The sequence below is a fragment of the Pseudomonas sp. FP2338 genome (assembly GCF_030687515.1).
GTDB classification, from domain to species: domain Bacteria; phylum Pseudomonadota; class Gammaproteobacteria; order Pseudomonadales; family Pseudomonadaceae; genus Aquipseudomonas; species Aquipseudomonas salomonii.
In genome coordinates this window covers 4,022,888-4,038,513 of the sequence record NZ_CP117436.1, presented here as the reverse complement: position 1 = coordinate 4,038,513, position 15,626 = coordinate 4,022,888, and the positions used below count along the sequence as shown (strand labels likewise).

The following is a 15,626-nucleotide window of genomic DNA, read 5'->3' as shown; positions in this document are numbered from 1 at the left end:
TCAGTTAGCCTTGAGTTGCCTGGCCCACCGCTATCGCAGGCAAGCCAGCTCCCACAGTGGATCTTCGGTGTTTGGGAGGGTGGGTGTCAGGCCAGTTCGGTCGCGGTGTTTTTGACCACCGCCAACTCCGGGTGCGCCACCAACTTATCGATGTGCAACTCATCATTATTCAGCCAGGTTTCCGTCAGCACCCGGTAATGCTCCATATCCCGGCAACGCATGCGCAGGCTGTAATCGAACGGCCCGCTGATCAGTTGGCACTCGAACACCTGGGGGCAGGCTTTGACGCAGGCCTCAAAGGCCTTCTGCGCCGAGCGCCCGCTCTGATTGGACAAGGCCACCAGCACCAGCAGCGACAGCCCCGGCGAGACCATCTGCACATCGATGATCGCCCCATAACCACGGATCACCCCGCGTCGCTCCAGCTTGCGCACCCGCTCCAGGCACGGCCTGGGTGTCAGGTGCACCAGAGATGAAAGCTTTTCGTAGGTGATACGCCCCTGGTGACGCAACACGTCGATGATGGCCTCATCGATGCGGTCCAGCGAGGGGGAAGAATGGGGTCCGTGGGCCTTGGTATCCATGAGTTCACTTCAAACGGTTGGAAAGAAATTGCTGCAAGCGTTCGCTGTTGGGGTGGTCGAGAATCTCGGCGCCGCCTTGTTCCTCGACCCGGCCCTGATGCAAAAACAGCACTTGGCTGGACACCTGGCGGGCAAAGCCCATTTCGTGGGTGACCATCAGCATGGTACGACCTTCCTCGGCCAACGTCTGTATGACTTTGAGGACTTCTCCTACAAGTTCCGGGTCCAGCGCTGAGGTCGGTTCATCGAACAGAATAATTTCCGGCTCCATCGCCAATGCCCGTGCGATGGCCACACGCTGTTGCTGGCCGCCGGACAGAAACGCCGGGTATTGATCGGCCACGCGGCCGGGCAGGCCAACTTTGTCCAGGTACAGGCGTGCGCGTTTTTCCGCTTCGGCCGCGCTGACGCCCAACACCCGGCGCGGCGCCATGGTGATGTTTTCCAGCACGGTCATGTGGCTCCACAGGTTGAAGTGCTGGAACACCATGGCCAGGCGCGTGCGTAGGTTTTGCAGCTGCTCTTGATGAGGGGCACGGACACCGGCGCGGCCTTGGCGCATTTCGATGCTGATGCCGTCCAGGGTGATTACCCCGGCATCCGGCTGTTCGAGAAAGTTGATGCAGCGCAGCATCGTGCTTTTGCCCGAGCCGCTGGCGCCGATCAGGCTGATGACGTCGCCGTTGCGTGCGTTAAGGGACACGCCCTTGAGCACTTCGTGCTCGCCGTAACGTTTGTGGATGCCTTCGACTTGAAGCTTGATCGCAGCGGTTGCCGGTTGGGCAACGGGTTCGTCAACAGGGTAAGCGGCCAGGGCCTGCGCGGACTGATTCATGGGTTAGCCTCGGGTAGGAACAAGAAAGCGCATCCAGCGACGTTCGGCCAGTCGGAACAGGCCCACCAGTGCAAAGGACAGCAGCATGTAGAGCAGGGCGGCGATGCCAAAAGCCTGGAACGTGAGGAACGTTTCGGCGTTGGCGTCACGGGCCACTTTGAGGATATCGGCGACGGTGGCGGTAAACGCCAGCGAGGTGGCGTGCAACATCAGGATCATTTCATTGCTGTAGGCCGGCAGCGCACGACGCAGCGCGGCGGGCACCACCACAAACAGGTTGAGGCGCCAGCCGTGCAGGCCATAGGCACGCGCGGCTTCGATTTCGCCGTGGGGAATGTTGCGGATCGCCCCGGCGAAGATTTCCACGGTGTAGGCGCAGGTGTTGAGCACAAACGCCAGCAGCGTGCAGTTGAGCGCATTACGGAAAAACTGGTTGAGCAGCGCGTTGTCCTGCACCACTTCCAGGCTGTACAGCCCGGTGTAGCAAATCAGCAACTGGATATACAGCGGCGTGCCACGAAACAGGTAGGTGTAGGCCTCCACCGGCCAGCGCAGCCAGACGTGCTGCGAGACGCGCGCCAGCGCCAGTGGGATTGACAGCACAAAGCCTGCGACCACCGAGATGATAAACAGCCACAACGTCATGGCGACCCCGGACAACCCTGTGCCATCGCTGAACAGGTAGGCCAGGCCGTATTGCTGGAACAGTTCGATCATCGCGCCATCCCCTTGATGCCGAGGTTGTAGCGCCGTTCGAGGCGCTTGAAGATGCGGTTGGAGAGGGTGGTGATCAGCAGGTACACCAGGCCCGCGAGGATCAGGAAGTACAGTGGCTCATTGGTGGTCTTGCCGGCGTTTTGCGCGGCCTTGACCAGGTCCGACAGGCCGATGATCGACACCAGCGCCGTGGATTTGAGCAGCACCAGCCAGTTGTTGCCCAGGCCCGGCAGGGCAAAGCGCATCAGTTGCGGGAACAGCACCAGGTGAAAGCGCTGCCAGCGGCTCAGGCCGTAGGCGGTGGCGGCTTCCAGTTGCCCGGCCGGCACACTGAGAATGGCGCCGCGAAAGTTCTCGGTGAAATACGCGCCGTAGATAAACCCCAGGGTGATCACCCCAGCGGTAAACGGGTCGATTTCAAAGTAATCCCAGCCGAACACTTCGCTCAGGTCGTTGAGCCACAGTTGCAGGCTGTAGAAGATCAACAGGATCAGCACCAGGTCCGGCACGCTGCGGATCAGTGTGGTGTAGAGGGTGGCGGGCACGCGCAGCCATTTGACGCTCGACAGCTTGGCACCGGCGGCGATCAGGCCCAGGGAGAGGCTCAATGCCAGCGCCAGCAACGCCAGCTTGAGCGTCATCCAGGCACCCTGGGCCAGCATCGGGCCGTAGCCTTGCAGGTTGAGGAGTTCGTTCATTGAGAGGATCTCAAAAGGGCGTAGATATACCCCTGTGGGAGCGGGCTTTTGTGGCGAGGGAGCTTGCTCCCGTTCGACAGCGCAGCTGGCGCCGGCTTTTTTTGGAGCGCTTCGCACTCCAGCGCAAGCAAGCTTGCTCGCCACAAAAGCCAGCTCCCACAGGGGCCGGGGTGGGCCTATTCGTTGTAGATATCCTGATCGCCGAAGTACTTCTTCTGGATCTGCGCGTAGGTGCCATCGGCCTGCACGGCGGCGATGCCTTTATTGATCAGCGCACGCAGTTCGGCGTCGTTCTTGCGCAGCCCCATGGCGATATCCAGCGGCAAGGTCGGGTCCTTGAAGGCCGGGCCGCTCTTGTAGTCGGCGCCTTCAGGCTTGGACAGAAAGTTGAGCTGGGCTTCGAGCTTGTCGGTCAGGGTGGCGTCGAGGCGACCGTTTTGCAGGTCGGCGTAGTTCTGCTCCTGGGACTGGTACGCCTTGATCTGCGCGCCAAGCCTGGCCAGGTGGGCACGTGCATAGGCTTCCTGCAGTGAACCTTGCAGCACGCCCACCTGCTTGCCTTTGAGCGACTCCGGCGTGTCGCCGAAGTCGGCGTTTTTACGGGTGATCACCGAGGTGGGGCTGAGGAACAGGCGGTCGCTGAAGTCGATGACTTTCTCACGCGCCGGGGTTACGGCCATGGAGGACATGATCGCGTCGAACTTGCGCGCGCGCAGGGCCGGGATCATGCCGTCGAATTCGTTGTGCACCCAGGTGCATTTGACGTCGAGCTTGGCGCAGATGGCGTTGCCCAGCTCGATATCAAAGCCTTGCAGGCTGCCGTCGGCGGCGACGGACTCAAAGGGTGGGTATTCGGGGAATACGCCGAAGCGGATTTCTTTCCAGTCCTGGGCGTGGGCAGCGCTGGCACACAGTGGCAACAGCAACGCGGCGAAGAGTGATCGCAATGGAGTCATGTGACAGTCCCTATATTTTGTAATTGATGTCAGGGCGGTGAATCGCTGGGAGCAGAGAATGCTTCATGGTGGTGCGTTTTTTGTGTCGTTTACCCCGTGCATAAAGCGCAAATTGCGCTGTTAAAAAGCGCAATGCAGCGGATTCGGCTGCTTGACCCGCGAAATCGGCTTTTCAGTGATGAAAGTCTGGCCCGCCCTGAGCGCAAAGCGGCAGGCCAGAGCGGTTTCAAGCGCGCTTTTTGTGCTGCGCGCGGGGCTGTTGGGCCAGGCGCGCAAACAGGTCTTTCGGGTCGGCGAGGTCCGGCACCAGTTCAAGTGTGCTGCCCACATCCAGCGCCTTGGCCACGTCCAGCACGTAGCGCAGAGCCGAGTAGTCTTCGATGGCAAAGCCCACCGAGTCGAACAGCGTGACTTGGCGCGCGTTCTCGCGGCCGGGCTGCTGGCCATTGATGACTTGCCACAGCTCGGTCACCGGCGAATCGTGCGGCATGTGCTGGATTTCACCTTCGATGCGGCTTTGCGGTTCGTACTCGACGATCACTCGGGCGCGCTCGACGATGCGGCGGTCCAGTTCGGTTTTACCGGGGCAGTCGCCACCCACGGCATTGAGGTGCATGCCCGGTTCGATCATGTCGTCGGTGAGGATGGTGGCGTACGCCTTGTCGGCCGTCACGGTGGTGACAATGTCCGCGCCTTTGACCGCTTCGGCCACGCTGGCGGCCAGGATCACCTTGATCGCCGGGAACGCCTTGAGGTTGGCCGCCAGCTTGGCGGTAGCCTTGGCGTCGATATCGAACAGGCGAATTTCGGTGATACCGAGCATGGCGTGGAAGGCCAGGGCCTGGAACTCGCTTTGTGAGCCGTTGCCGATCAACGCCATGCTGCGGCTGTTGTCGCGCGCCAGGTAGCGGGCCACCAGGGCGGAGGTGGCGGCGGTACGGATCGCGGTGGTCAGGGTCATTTCTGCCAGCAGCACCGGCTTGCCCGTGTCGACATCGCCCAGGGCGCCGAAAGCCATCACCGTGAGCATGCCGGCCAGGGTGTTTTTCGGGTGGCCGTTAACGTATTTGAAGGCGTACAGCGAGGCATCCGACACCGGCATCAACTCGATCACGCCGTCGGGCGAATGGTTGGCCAGGCGCGCGCATTTTTCGAAGTCCTGCCAGCGCAGGTAGTCGGCGCGGATGTATTCGGCCATCTCGCTGATGCAGGTTTGCAGGCCCTTTTGTGAAACCAGGTAGCTGAGGTCGTTGACGTCGATATAACGGGTCATGGCAAGACTCCTTATTGAAATGAGGCGCGGGCGGGCAGGTGCACTTCCGCCAGCATGCAGCGGGCACTGCCGCCGCCGATGCGTTCGATGTTGTCGATGTTCACCACCACCGGGCGGGTGTGGCGTTCTACATGCGTGCGCTGGGCCGGGTGCAGGGCGCTCCAGGCGCTGGCCGACATCACCAGCAGCGGTTGGCCGTCACGGTCGTGGACTTCGAGCATGTTGCCGGCGAAGGCTTCGAGCTGGTCGAAGTCGAGGGCGAGGATGTCTTTGCCGGTGTCGCGCAGCGAGCGTTCCAGGGCCTGGCGTTCGCTGGCATCGGGCAGGGCTTGCAGGCACACCACCGAGAGGTCGCGGCCGACACTCATCATCACGTTGCTGTGGTAGATCGGCGCGTGGTGGCGGTCGACGGCGTGGAAGACGCAGAGTTGGTAGTCGAGGCGTTCGGCAAACTGACGCAAGGCGTCTTGGTGGGTACGCCCGGAGTGGCAGGCATAGCTGATACGGTGCTGGCGGTCGAGCACCATGCTGCCGGTGCCTTCGAGGAAGATGTTCTGTTGTTCGAGGTGGCTCAGGTCGATGGTGCTATGGATCGCGAAACGCTGCTCCAGCACTTGCAGCACGCCTTTGTTGCGCTCCAGTCGTCGGTTCTGGCCTTCCATCGGGTACAGCACCAGGCTGCCATCGGCGTGGCTGCTCCACCAGTTGTTGGGGAAGATCGAGTCGGGCGTGTGCGGGGCCGGAGTGTCCTGTACCACCAGCACTTCCACGCCATGTTGGCGCAGGGTGTCGACATAGCCGTCGAACTCTTGCAGCGCTTTTTGCTGCGCGCTCAGTGGATCAAGTGGCGGGCGTTGGAAGCGGTTGTTGATCGCGGTGTCCGGGTTGAAGGCAAAGCGCGCCGGGCGAATCATCAAGACGGTGTTGGTGGTTTGCATGGGTGCACGAATCCATGGGGTGAGCTGTGGGGCTATTTTGTGCGTTGTGGTGGGTCAATCCCGGCTGATATGGCGGGGCGGCTCAGCCGGGAAAGCTGAAAAGTGAGGTAGTGCAGCCGAATCGGCTGGCAAGTTGAAATGCAATCAAACTGTGGGAGCTGGCTTGCCTGCGATAGCGGTCTATCCGTGCCAGATGCGCTGACTGACAGACCGCTATCGCAGGCAAGCCAGCTCCCACATTAGTATGGTGGCGGTCGTGAAACCCGAGCCAGGAAGGAGAATGCATGTCTACCGCTGTTCGTCTTGCCCAACCCACCGATGCCGAGGGCATCAGCCAGGTTATCCTGGCGGCCTTGCACAGCAGCAATGCGCGGGACTACCCGGCGGAGGTGATCGCTCGGGTTGCCAGCAACTTCACGCCCGACGCCGTGCTGGCGTTGCTGCAGCGCCGGGTGGTGCTGGTGGCGATTCAGGATCAGGTGATCGTCGCCACCGCCGCCCTCGATGGCAATGTGGTGCGCTCGGTGTTCGTCAACCCGGCGTTACAAGGGCAGGGCATTGGCCGGCTGCTGATGATCGAGGTTGAACTGCGTGCCGTTGAAGCCGGTGTGACGGTCCTGAGCGTGCCGTCCTCGCTGACGGCCGAGCCGTTTTATACCAAGCTGGGTTTTCACACGGTGCGCGACGTTTACCATGGCAATGAGCGCACGCTGGTGATGGAAAAGGCCTTGTTATCGCGCCATCCCATTGGGCCGTATCGCGATCGTCCGCACCGATCCCAGGTGGTAGCGTTGTGGCAGCAGGCGTTTGGCTATGACACTGCGCATAACCTGCCGAGCCTGGCAATTGACAAAAAACTCGCGGTCAACGATGGGCTGTTCTTCGTGGCGACGGATAAAAAGGCCGTGATCGGCACCATTCTGGCCGGCTATGACGGGCATCGCGGCTGGTTGTATTCAGTGGCGGTGCACAGCGATTATCGTCGGCAGGGCCTGGGTGCTTCGCTGGTGCGTTATGCCGAGCAGGCGTTGACTGCGTTGGGTTGTATGAAGATCAACCTGCAGATTACGGGCGGCAATGACGCGGTGGTGGGGTTCTACGAGGCGCTGGGGTATGGGGTGGAGCCGAGGATCAGCATGGGCAAGAAGATTGCGGTGAATATTCCCAAGGACTTGTGAGCACACCGAAATCAAATGTGGGAGCTGGCTTGCCTGCGATACTGCCACCTCGGTGTGTCAGACACACCTGGGTGATGCTATCGCAGGCAAGCCAGCTCCCACACAAGCCAGCTCCCACATTGGGTTTTGCGTTTTCTGAGTCAGACCTTGACGATCCAACCCGCTGGCGCTTCAACGTCGCCGGTCTGCACACCGGTCAGCTCTTTGTAGAGCGCCTGGGTGATCGGGCCCACTTCGGTTTCGCTGTGGAACACGTGCAGCTTGCCGTCGTACTGGATGCCGCCGATTGGCGAGATCACGGCAGCGGTGCCGCAGGCGCCGGCTTCCTTGAACTGGTCCAGTTTGTCGATGAACACGTCACCCTCGACCACTTTCAGGCCCAGGCGGGTCTCGGCCAGTTCGATCAGCGACAGGCGGGTGATGCCTGGCAGCACCGAAGGCGACTTCGGCGTGATGAACTGGTTGTCGCGGGTGATACCAAAGAAGTTGGCCGAACCGACTTCCTCGATTTTCGAGTGGGTCATCGGGTCCAGGTAGATCGCGTCGGCGAAACCGGATTTCCGTGCTTCAGCGCCCGGCATCAGGCTGGCGGCATAGTTGCCACCGACCTTGGCGGCGCCGGTGCCTTGTGGCGCGGCGCGGTCGAACGTGGAGATCTGGAAATTGTGTGGCACCAGGCCGCCCTTGAAGTAGGCGCCGACCGGGATGGCGAATACCGAGAAGATAAACTCCGGTGCGCTACGCACGCCGATGTTCTCACCGGTGCCGATCACGAACGGGCGCAGGTACAGCGCGCCGCCGCTGCCGTACGGCGGGATGAACCGCTCGTTGGCCTTGACCACTTGTTTGCAGGCTTCGATGAAGTCTTCGGTGGTCACATGCGGCATCAGCAAGCGTGCGCAGCTGCGTTGCATACGGGCGGCGTTCTGGTCCGGACGGAACAGGTTGATCGAGCCGTCCTTGCAGCGGTAGGCCTTGAGGCCTTCAAAGCACTGCTGGCCGTAGTGCAGGGCGGTCGAGCCCTCGCTGATGTGCAGCACGTTGTCGTCGGTCAGGGTGCCCGCTTGCCACTCGCCGTTTTTCCAGGTTTGGAGAAACCGTTTGTCGGTCTTGATGTAGTCAAAACCCAGCTTGTCCCAATTGATGCTTTCGTTACCCATGACACCCTCTATCTCTGGTCAACCGCCTGGTCGAAGGCAGGCTCGTCGGTTTTTTACTGGATGGGCGCAACAATACTTCATTCTTGGCCGGTGTGGGAGCAGGTGGGCGGACCATTAAGCGTGTGTATTGGCTGATACACCGCTATCGCAGGCAAGCCAGCTCCCACATTTGCAATGCATTTCCCCTGTGGGAGCTGGCTTGCCTGCGATGGCCTCACCGCGATCTTAAAGGTGCAGCGCGTGGCCCAATGCTCTTAAAGCCGCTTCCTGTACCGCTTCGCCGAGGGTCGGATGCGCATGAATGGTGCCCGCCACATCTTCCAGGCGCGAACCCATTTCCAGGCTCAGGCCAAAGGCCGTAGACAACTCAGACACACCAGCGCCCACCGCCTGCCAGCCGACAATCAGGTGGTTGTCACGCCGTGCTACCACGCGCACAAAGCCGGTTTTCGACTCCAGCGTCATCGCCCGGCCATTGGCCGCGAACGGGAAGCTCGACACGATGCAGTCCAGGCCGGCCGCCTTGGCTTCGTCCGGGGTCTTGCCGACCACCACCAGTTCCGGGTCGGTGAAGCAAACCGCCGGGATGGCGGCCGGGTTGAATTCGCGGTGTTTGCCGCTGATCAGTTCGGCGACCATCTCGCCCTGGGCCATGGCCCGGTGCGCGAGCATCGGCTCGCCGCTCAGGTCGCCGATGGCGTACACATTGCGCATGCTGGTTTGGCAACGGTTGTCGATCTTGATCGCCGCACCGTTCATCGCCAGGTTCAGCGCTTCGAGGTTCCAGCCCTGGGTGTTGGGTTTGCGGCCCACGGCCACCAGCACCTGATCGGTTTCCAGCGACAGCGTCTCCCCATTCGGGTCACGTACCTGCAGGCGGTTGTTTTCGAAACCGGTGACGCTGTGGCTGAGGTACAGCTTGACCCCCAGCTGCTTGAGCGATTCGGCCACCGGCAGCGTCAGTTCGCCATCGTAGGCGGGCAGGATACGCTCCTGCGCCTCGACCACACTGACCTCGGCGCCGAGCTTGCGGTAGGCAATGCCCAGCTCCAGGCCGATGTAACCGCCACCCACCACAATCAGGCGCTTGGTCACGCGGGTCGGCGCCAGTGCTTCGGTTGACGAGATGATCGGCCCGCCAATCGGCAGCATTGGCAGGTTGACGCTTTTCGAGCCGGTGGCCAGCAGCAGGTGCTCGCACTGAATGCGCTGGTCGCCGACGTCGACGGTCTTGCCGTCGACCACCCTGGCCCAGCCGTGGATCACCTGCACTTTGTGCTTTTTGAGCAAGGCGGCCACGCCGGTGGTCAGGCGGTCAACAATGCCGTCTTTCCATTCCACGCTCTTGCGGATGTCCAGGGTCGGCACATCCACTTCAATGCCCAGTTGCGACCCTTGGCTGTGGTGCACGGTTTGCTGGAACTGCTCGGCCACGTGGATCAAGGCTTTGGAGGGAATGCAGCCGATGTTCAGGCAGGTGCCGCCCAGCGCCTGGCCCTCGACCAGAATGGTCGGGATGCCCAGTTGGCCGGCACGGATCGCCGCCACATAACCGCCAGGGCCGCCGCCGATAATCAGCAGCGTGGTGTTCAATGTCTGAGGCATGCCTTACTCCAAAAACAGGCTGGCGGGTTGTTCGAGCAAGCCACGAATGGCCTGGATGAATTGCGCCGCGTCCATGCCGTCGACCACACGGTGATCGAAGGAGCTGGAGAGGTTCATCATTTTGCGCACCACAATCTGGCCTTTGATCACCATCGGCCGTTCAACGATGCGGTTGACGCCGACAATCGCGACTTCCGGCAGGTTCAGCACCGGCGTGCTGACGATGCCGCCCAAGGCACCGAGGCTGGTAAGGGTGATGGTCGAGCCCGACAGCTCATCACGACTGGCCTTGCCATTGCGCGCGGCGCTGGCCAAACGTGCGATTTCCTCGGCGTTGCCCCACAGGCTGCGGGCTTCGGCGTGACGTACCACCGGCACCATCAGGCCCACATCGCTCTGGGTGGCGACACCCACATGCACCGCGCCCAGGCGGGTGATGACTTGGGCTTCGTCGTCGTAGCGTGCGTTGATCTGCGGGAAGTCGCGCAACGCCACGACCATGGCGCGCACGATAAACGGCAGCAAGGTCAGCTTGCCGCGGGTGGCGCCGTGCTTTTCATTGAGGTGCACGCGCAACTCGTCCAGCGCCGTGACGTCGATTTCTTCCACGTAGCTGAAATGCGCAGCGCGGCGGGTGGCGTCCTGCATGCGCTGGGCGATCTTGCGGCGCATGCCGATCACCGGGATCTGTTCTTCGCTGTTGCGTTCGGCGTAAGGGTTGGCGGTTGCCGAAGACTTGGTCGCACCTTGTTGCAGGTAAGCGTCCAGATCTTCGTGCAGCACCCGACCCGCCGGGCCGCTGCCCTGTACCAGGCGCAGCTGAATCCCGGCATCCAGCGCGTGCTTGCGCACGGCAGGCGAAGCCAACGGGCGTTCGTTTGCGTCACGCGCAACCGGTGCCGCAGCAGGTTTGGCAACTGGCTTTGCTTCAGCCACAGGCGCAGGCGCTGGCTTGGCTTCAACCACCGGCGCTGGCGCAGCTTTCACCGGCTCAGCCACCACCGGCGCATCCTTGGCATTCCCCGCGCCTTCGACTTCAATGCTGATCAAGATACTGCCCACCGCCATGACTTCGCCGGGCTCGCCGCCCAGAGAAATCACTTTGCCGTGCACCGGCGAGGGAATGTCCACCATCGCCTTGTCGGTCATCACGTCCGCCAGCACCTGGTCTTCAACCACCAGGTCGCCGACCTTGACATGCCATACCGACAGTTCAACTTCTGCGATGCCTTCGCCAATGTCCGGCATCTTGATAACGTGCGTGCCCATTCAGACCTCCATGACCCGTTTCAACGCCGCGCCCACACGGGACGGCCCTGGGAAATACGCCCACTCTTGCGCGTGCGGGTAGGGTGTGTCCCAACCGGTGACGCGTTCGATCGGCGCTTCCAGGTGATGGAAGCAATGCTCTTGCACCAGCGACACCAGCTCGGCACCAAAGCCGCAGGTGCGGGTGGCTTCGTGCACCACCACGCAACGGCCGGTCTTTTTCACGGAGTTGACGATGGTTTCCAGGTCCAGCGGCCACAGGCTGCGCAGGTCGATGACCTCGGCGTCGATGCCGGTTTCTTCGGCGGCAACTTGCGACACGTACACGGTGGTGCCGTAGGTCAGCACCGTCACGGCCGAGCCCGGGCGCACGATGGCGGCCACGTCCAGCGGCACGGTGTAGTAACCGTCCGGCACTTGCGCTTGCGGGTGTTTGGACCAGGGTGTGACCGGGCGATCGTGGTGGCCATCGAACGGGCCGTTGTACAGGCGTTTAGGCTCGAGGAAGATCACCGGGTCGTCGTTTTCGATCGAGGCGATCAACAGACCCTTGGCGTCATACGGGTTGGACGGCATCACCGTGCGCAGGCCGCAGACCTGGGTGAACACCGCTTCAATACTCTGGCTGTGGGTCTGGCCGCCGTAGATGCCGCCGCCGCACGGCATGCGCATGGTCAAGGGTGCGGTGAACTGGCCGGCGGAGCGATAACGCAGGCGGGCGGCTTCGGAGATGATCTGGTCGGTGGCCGGGTACACGTAGTCGGCGAATTGAATCTCGGCGACCGGGCGCAGGCCATACGCGCCCATGCCCACGGCAACGCCGACGATGCCGCTTTCGGAGATCGGCGCGTCAAACACCCGCGAGCTGCCGTACTTGGTCTGCAGCCCTTCGGTGCAACGGAACACGCCGCCGAAGTAGCCGACGTCCTGGCCGAACACCACCACGTTATCGTCACGCTCAAGCATCACATCCATGGCCGAGCGCAGGGCCTGGATCATGGTCATGGTGGTGGTGGTCATGGCGGTTTCCAATTCGATGCTGTTGTTGTGATCGTTCATGTCAGACCCCCAACTCTTGACGCTGGCGCTTCAAGTGCTCCGGCATCTCTTTGTAAACGTCTTCGAACATGGTCGCGGCGCTTGGAATCTGGCCGCCGGCCAGGGTGCCGTACTGTTCGGCTTCTTTCTGCGCCTTGACCACTTCGGCCTCAAGTTCGGCACTGACCGCTGTGTGCTCCTCTTCGGACCACTGGCCAATTTTGATCAGGTGCTGTTTGAGGCGTGCGATAGGGTCGCCGAGCGGGAAGTGGCTCCAGTCATCGGCCGGGCGGTATTTGGACGGATCGTCCGAGGTGGAGTGCGGGCCGGCGCGGTAGGTGACCCACTCGATCAGGGTTGGCCCAAGGTTACGGCGCGCACGCTCGGCGGCCCAGGCAGACGCTGCATACACGGCGATAAAGTCGTTGCCGTCCACACGCAGGGAAGCGATGCCGCAACCCACGCCGCGTCCGGCGAAGGTAGTGGCTTCACCGCCGGCGATGGCCTGGAAGGTGGAGATGGCCCATTGGTTGTTGACCACGTTGAGAATGACCGGCGCGCGGTACACGTGGGCGAAGGTGAGGGCGGTGTGGAAATCCGATTCGGCGGTGGCGCCGTCGCCGATCCAGGCCGAGGCAATCTTGGTGTCGCCCTTGATCGCCGAGGCCATGCCCCAGCCCACGCCTTGCACGAATTGAGTGGCGAGGTTGCCGGAAATGGTGAAGAAGCCAGCGTCCTTGACCGAGTACATGATTGGCAACTGACGGCCCTTGAGCGGGTCGCGCTCGTTGGACAGCAGTTGGCAGATCAGGTCCACCAGCGGCACTTCGCGGGCCATCAGGATGCTTTGCTGGCGGTAGGTGGGGAAGCACATGTCGTCAATGTTCAAGGCCAGGGCCTGGGCGCTGCCGATGGCTTCTTCGCCAAGGCTTTGCATGTAGAACGACATTTTTTTCTGACGCTGGGCGACCACCATGCGGTTGTCGAAGATGCGCGTCTTGAGCATGGCGCGCATGCCTTTGCGCATGATCTCGGCGGATACGCCTTCAGCCCACGGGCCGAGGGCCTGGCCCTGGTCATCGAGCACGCGGATCAGGCCTTTGGCGAGGTCGGCGGTGTCGGCGGGTTCTACGTCGATGGCGGGTTTGCGCACCGTACCTGCGTCAGTCAGGCGCAGGTAGGTAAAGTCGGTCTTGCAGCCTGGGCGGCCCGAGGGTTCGGGAACGTGCAGGCGCAGTGGTGCATACGGCTGGTTCATGGCTTTCTACGCTCGATCTTGTGAATTTCTTGTAGTGGGCGCGCTAGCTGACAGTCACTCTCCGGATAGGAGAAATCTTGTCCTACAAACATCATAGGCGTGGCGTAGAAGAATATTTATCTGTGTTTCATTGCGCTCAAGACCATTTGCGGATAAAAAAACTGCATAAACATAAAAAACAGGTGATTTTGTCTCATGCGCAAACTGGACCGTACCGATATCGGCATTCTCAACGCCCTGCAGGAGAACGCCCGTATCACCAACGCCGACCTGGCCCGCTCGGTCAATCTGTCGCCCACGCCGTGCTTCAACCGGGTCAAGGCCATGGAGGAATTGGGGCTTATTCGCGATCAGGTCACCTTGCTGGACGCCGACCTGCTGGGGCTGCACGTGAATGTGTTCATCCATGTGAGCCTGGAAAAGCAGAACGAGCTGGCATTGCAGCAGTTCGAGGGCGCGATCTCGGACCGGCCGGAAGTGATGGAGTGTTACTTGATGGCGGGCGACCCGGATTATCTGATTCGGGTGCTGGTGCCGACGATCCAGTCGCTGGAGCGTTTCATGATGGACTTTCTGACCAAGGTGCCGGGCGTGGCCAATATTCGCTCAAGCTTTGCGCTCAAGCAGGTGCGCTACAAGACCGCGCTGCCGTTGCCGGCCAATGGCATCAGCCTGGGCAACTGAATCACACCAACCCATGTGGGAGCTGGCTTGCCTGCGATAGCGGTGTGCCAGTTGACACATGGGTTACTGATACACCGCTATCGCAGGCAAGCCAGCTCCCACAAGGGAATCGGCGTTTTTTACAGTTGATTGAGTGGGATCTTCAGGTAAACCACACCATTGTCTTCCGCCGGCGGCATATTCCCCGCCCGCACATTCACCTGAATCGCCGGCAGCAACAGCGTCGGCATCCCTAGCCCGGCATCACGTTGGGTGCGCATCTGCACAAACGCCGCCTCATCCACACCGTCATGCACATGAATATTCCCCGCACGCTGCTCGGCGACCGTGGTCAGGCATTTGGCTTCGCGACCTTCAGGCGGGTAGTCATGGCACACGTACAGTTCCGTCTCCAATGGAAAGGCCAGCAGCTTGCGCATCGAGGCATACAACTGCCGCGCATCGCCGCCAGGGAAATCGCAACGCGCGGTACCCACATCCGGCATGAACAGCGTGTCGCCCACCAGGATCAAGCGACCGTCGATCAGGTACGCCATGTCGGCGGGAGTGTGGCCGGGCACGTGCAGCGCCTGGGCCTTCAAATTGCCGATGTGAAAGATTTCATCCGGCGCAAACAGGTGATCGAACTGCGAGCCATCGACGCGAAATTCCGGTTCCAGGTTGAACAGGCGCTTGAACACATCCTGCACCTTACTGATGGAGTGGCCGATGGCGATTTTGCCGCCGAGCGTGCGGCGCAGGTAAGGCGCAGCGGACAGGTGATCGGCATGCGCATGGGTTTCCAGCAGCCACTGCACCTGCAAGCCGTGTTCACGCACGAACGCGATGACTTTATCGGCTTGGGTGGTTTCAGTGCGTCCGGACGCGGGATCGTAATTGAGTACCGAATCGACGATGGCGCACGGGCCGCCATCGTGTTCATAGATGACGTAGGTGAAGGTCGACGATGCCTCGTCCAGAAAGGCTTGAATCAACGCTGGCATGGCGGCGGTCCCCGGAAGCGAAAAAAGTGGTTACAATCAGTTTACGTTTACACATAATGTTTTGAGCTTAAGTGACATAAAGGACCCGAGGCAAATGGAATCTACTCTGAGTGAGGGCGAAGTCGCCCAGTTGCGTGCATCGGCGTCCAAGGCCTGCTCCTTGCTCAAGGCACTGGCCAATGAGGATCGCCTGTTGATCCTGTGCCAGTTGACCCAGGGCGAGCGTAACGTCGGCGAGCTGGAAACCATGACCGGCGTGCGTCAGCCCACCCTGTCACAACAGTTGGGCATTTTGCGTGACGAAGGGTTGGTCGCCACCCGTCGGGAAGGTAAGTACATTTTCTACGGGCTGGCCAGCCACGAAGTGATTCAAGTGATGAAGACCTTGTCCGGCCTGTACTGCGGCGCGGTCATAAAAAGCTGGGCGTGACGCCATACGGCAGCGACCCT

Annotated in this window: 16 protein-coding genes; 3 read left to right on the top strand and 13 right to left on the bottom strand. The window is 61.4% G+C overall.

The annotated features are described in order from the left end of the window. Positions 1–86: 86 nt before the first annotated feature. From PSH96_RS18215 to ctlX, 7 genes are all read right to left on the bottom strand, one after another. Positions 87–584: an Lrp/AsnC family transcriptional regulator gene (locus PSH96_RS18215; protein ID WP_056861351.1), complete on the bottom strand. Its 498-nt coding sequence runs from the start codon at positions 582–584 to the stop codon at positions 87–89. Positions 585–588: 4 nt separating this feature from the next. After that, entirely contained in the window at positions 589–1,419 is an 831-nt protein-coding gene (locus PSH96_RS18210) for an ABC transporter ATP-binding protein (protein ID WP_305454199.1), read from the bottom strand. A gap of 3 nt (positions 1,420–1,422) precedes the next feature. Beyond that, positions 1,423–2,136: an ABC transporter permease gene (locus PSH96_RS18205; RefSeq protein WP_236371562.1), complete on the bottom strand. Its 714-nt coding sequence runs from the start codon at positions 2,134–2,136 to the stop codon at positions 1,423–1,425. Then, entirely contained in the window at positions 2,133–2,834 is a 702-nt protein-coding gene (locus tag PSH96_RS18200) for an ABC transporter permease (protein WP_305454197.1), read from the bottom strand. The genes PSH96_RS18205 and PSH96_RS18200 overlap by 4 nt, the downstream gene beginning before the upstream one ends. Positions 2,835–3,010: 176 nt before the next feature. Beyond that, positions 3,011–3,790: an ABC transporter substrate-binding protein gene (locus PSH96_RS18195; protein ID WP_305454196.1), complete on the bottom strand. Its 780-nt coding sequence runs from the start codon at positions 3,788–3,790 to the stop codon at positions 3,011–3,013. Positions 3,791–4,016: 226 nt separating this feature from the next. Then, entirely contained in the window at positions 4,017–5,063 is a 1,047-nt protein-coding gene (locus PSH96_RS18190) for an ornithine cyclodeaminase (protein WP_056861356.1), read from the bottom strand. An 11-nt stretch (positions 5,064–5,074) separates the two neighbouring features. Beyond that, on the bottom strand, positions 5,075–6,001 hold the full coding sequence (gene ctlX, locus PSH96_RS18185; protein ID WP_305454194.1) for a citrulline utilization hydrolase CtlX: 927 nt from the start codon (positions 5,999–6,001) through the stop codon (positions 5,075–5,077). A 284-nt stretch (positions 6,002–6,285) separates the two neighbouring features. Between ctlX and PSH96_RS18180 the strand changes: the two genes are divergently transcribed. Beyond that, positions 6,286–7,179, top strand: a complete 894-nt coding sequence (locus PSH96_RS18180) for a GNAT family acetyltransferase (protein WP_305454193.1) — start codon at positions 6,286–6,288, stop codon at positions 7,177–7,179. A 140-nt stretch (positions 7,180–7,319) separates the two neighbouring features. Here the strand turns inward: PSH96_RS18180 and PSH96_RS18175 are convergent, their stop codons facing one another. The 5 genes from PSH96_RS18175 to PSH96_RS18155 all read right to left on the bottom strand — a co-directional run bounded on the left by PSH96_RS18175 (position 7,320) and on the right by PSH96_RS18155 (position 13,509). Further along, positions 7,320–8,339 carry a branched-chain amino acid aminotransferase gene (locus PSH96_RS18175; RefSeq protein ID WP_200432463.1) on the bottom strand — a complete coding sequence of 340 codons (1,020 nt, stop codon included), beginning with the start codon at positions 8,337–8,339 and terminating at the stop codon, positions 7,320–7,322. Positions 8,340–8,564: 225 nt separating this feature from the next. Continuing rightward, positions 8,565–9,944 (bottom strand): dihydrolipoyl dehydrogenase, encoded by a 1,380-nt coding sequence (gene lpdA, locus PSH96_RS18170; RefSeq protein ID WP_305454192.1) that lies wholly within the window; start codon positions 9,942–9,944, stop codon positions 8,565–8,567. Positions 9,945–9,947: 3 nt separating this feature from the next. Continuing rightward, positions 9,948–11,213, bottom strand: coding sequence for a dihydrolipoamide acetyltransferase family protein (locus PSH96_RS18165; protein WP_305454191.1), 1,266 nt, complete (start codon positions 11,211–11,213; stop codon positions 9,948–9,950). Beyond that, a complete protein-coding gene (locus tag PSH96_RS18160; protein ID WP_017136257.1) occupies positions 11,214–12,272 on the bottom strand; it encodes an alpha-ketoacid dehydrogenase subunit beta in 1,059 nt (352 codons plus the stop codon). Between the two features lies 1 nt (position 12,273). Then, positions 12,274–13,509 (bottom strand): 3-methyl-2-oxobutanoate dehydrogenase (2-methylpropanoyl-transferring) subunit alpha, encoded by a 1,236-nt coding sequence (locus PSH96_RS18155; RefSeq protein WP_017136256.1) that lies wholly within the window; start codon positions 13,507–13,509, stop codon positions 12,274–12,276. A 195-nt stretch (positions 13,510–13,704) separates the two neighbouring features. Between PSH96_RS18155 and bkdR the strand changes: the two genes are divergently transcribed. Further along, positions 13,705–14,193 carry a Bkd operon transcriptional regulator BkdR gene (gene bkdR, locus PSH96_RS18150; RefSeq protein WP_056861361.1) on the top strand — a complete coding sequence of 163 codons (489 nt, stop codon included), beginning with the start codon at positions 13,705–13,707 and terminating at the stop codon, positions 14,191–14,193. Between the two features lie 119 nt (positions 14,194–14,312). On the opposite strand, the gene PSH96_RS18145 is transcribed toward bkdR, so the two are convergent. Further along, positions 14,313–15,176: an MBL fold metallo-hydrolase gene (locus tag PSH96_RS18145; RefSeq protein ID WP_058422517.1), complete on the bottom strand. Its 864-nt coding sequence runs from the start codon at positions 15,174–15,176 to the stop codon at positions 14,313–14,315. A gap of 94 nt (positions 15,177–15,270) precedes the next feature. Here PSH96_RS18145 and PSH96_RS18140 point away from each other — a divergent pair, with 94 nt between their 5' ends. Beyond that, entirely contained in the window at positions 15,271–15,606 is a 336-nt protein-coding gene (locus PSH96_RS18140) for a helix-turn-helix transcriptional regulator (protein WP_017136253.1), read from the top strand. The last annotated feature ends 20 nt before the right edge of the window (positions 15,607–15,626 follow it).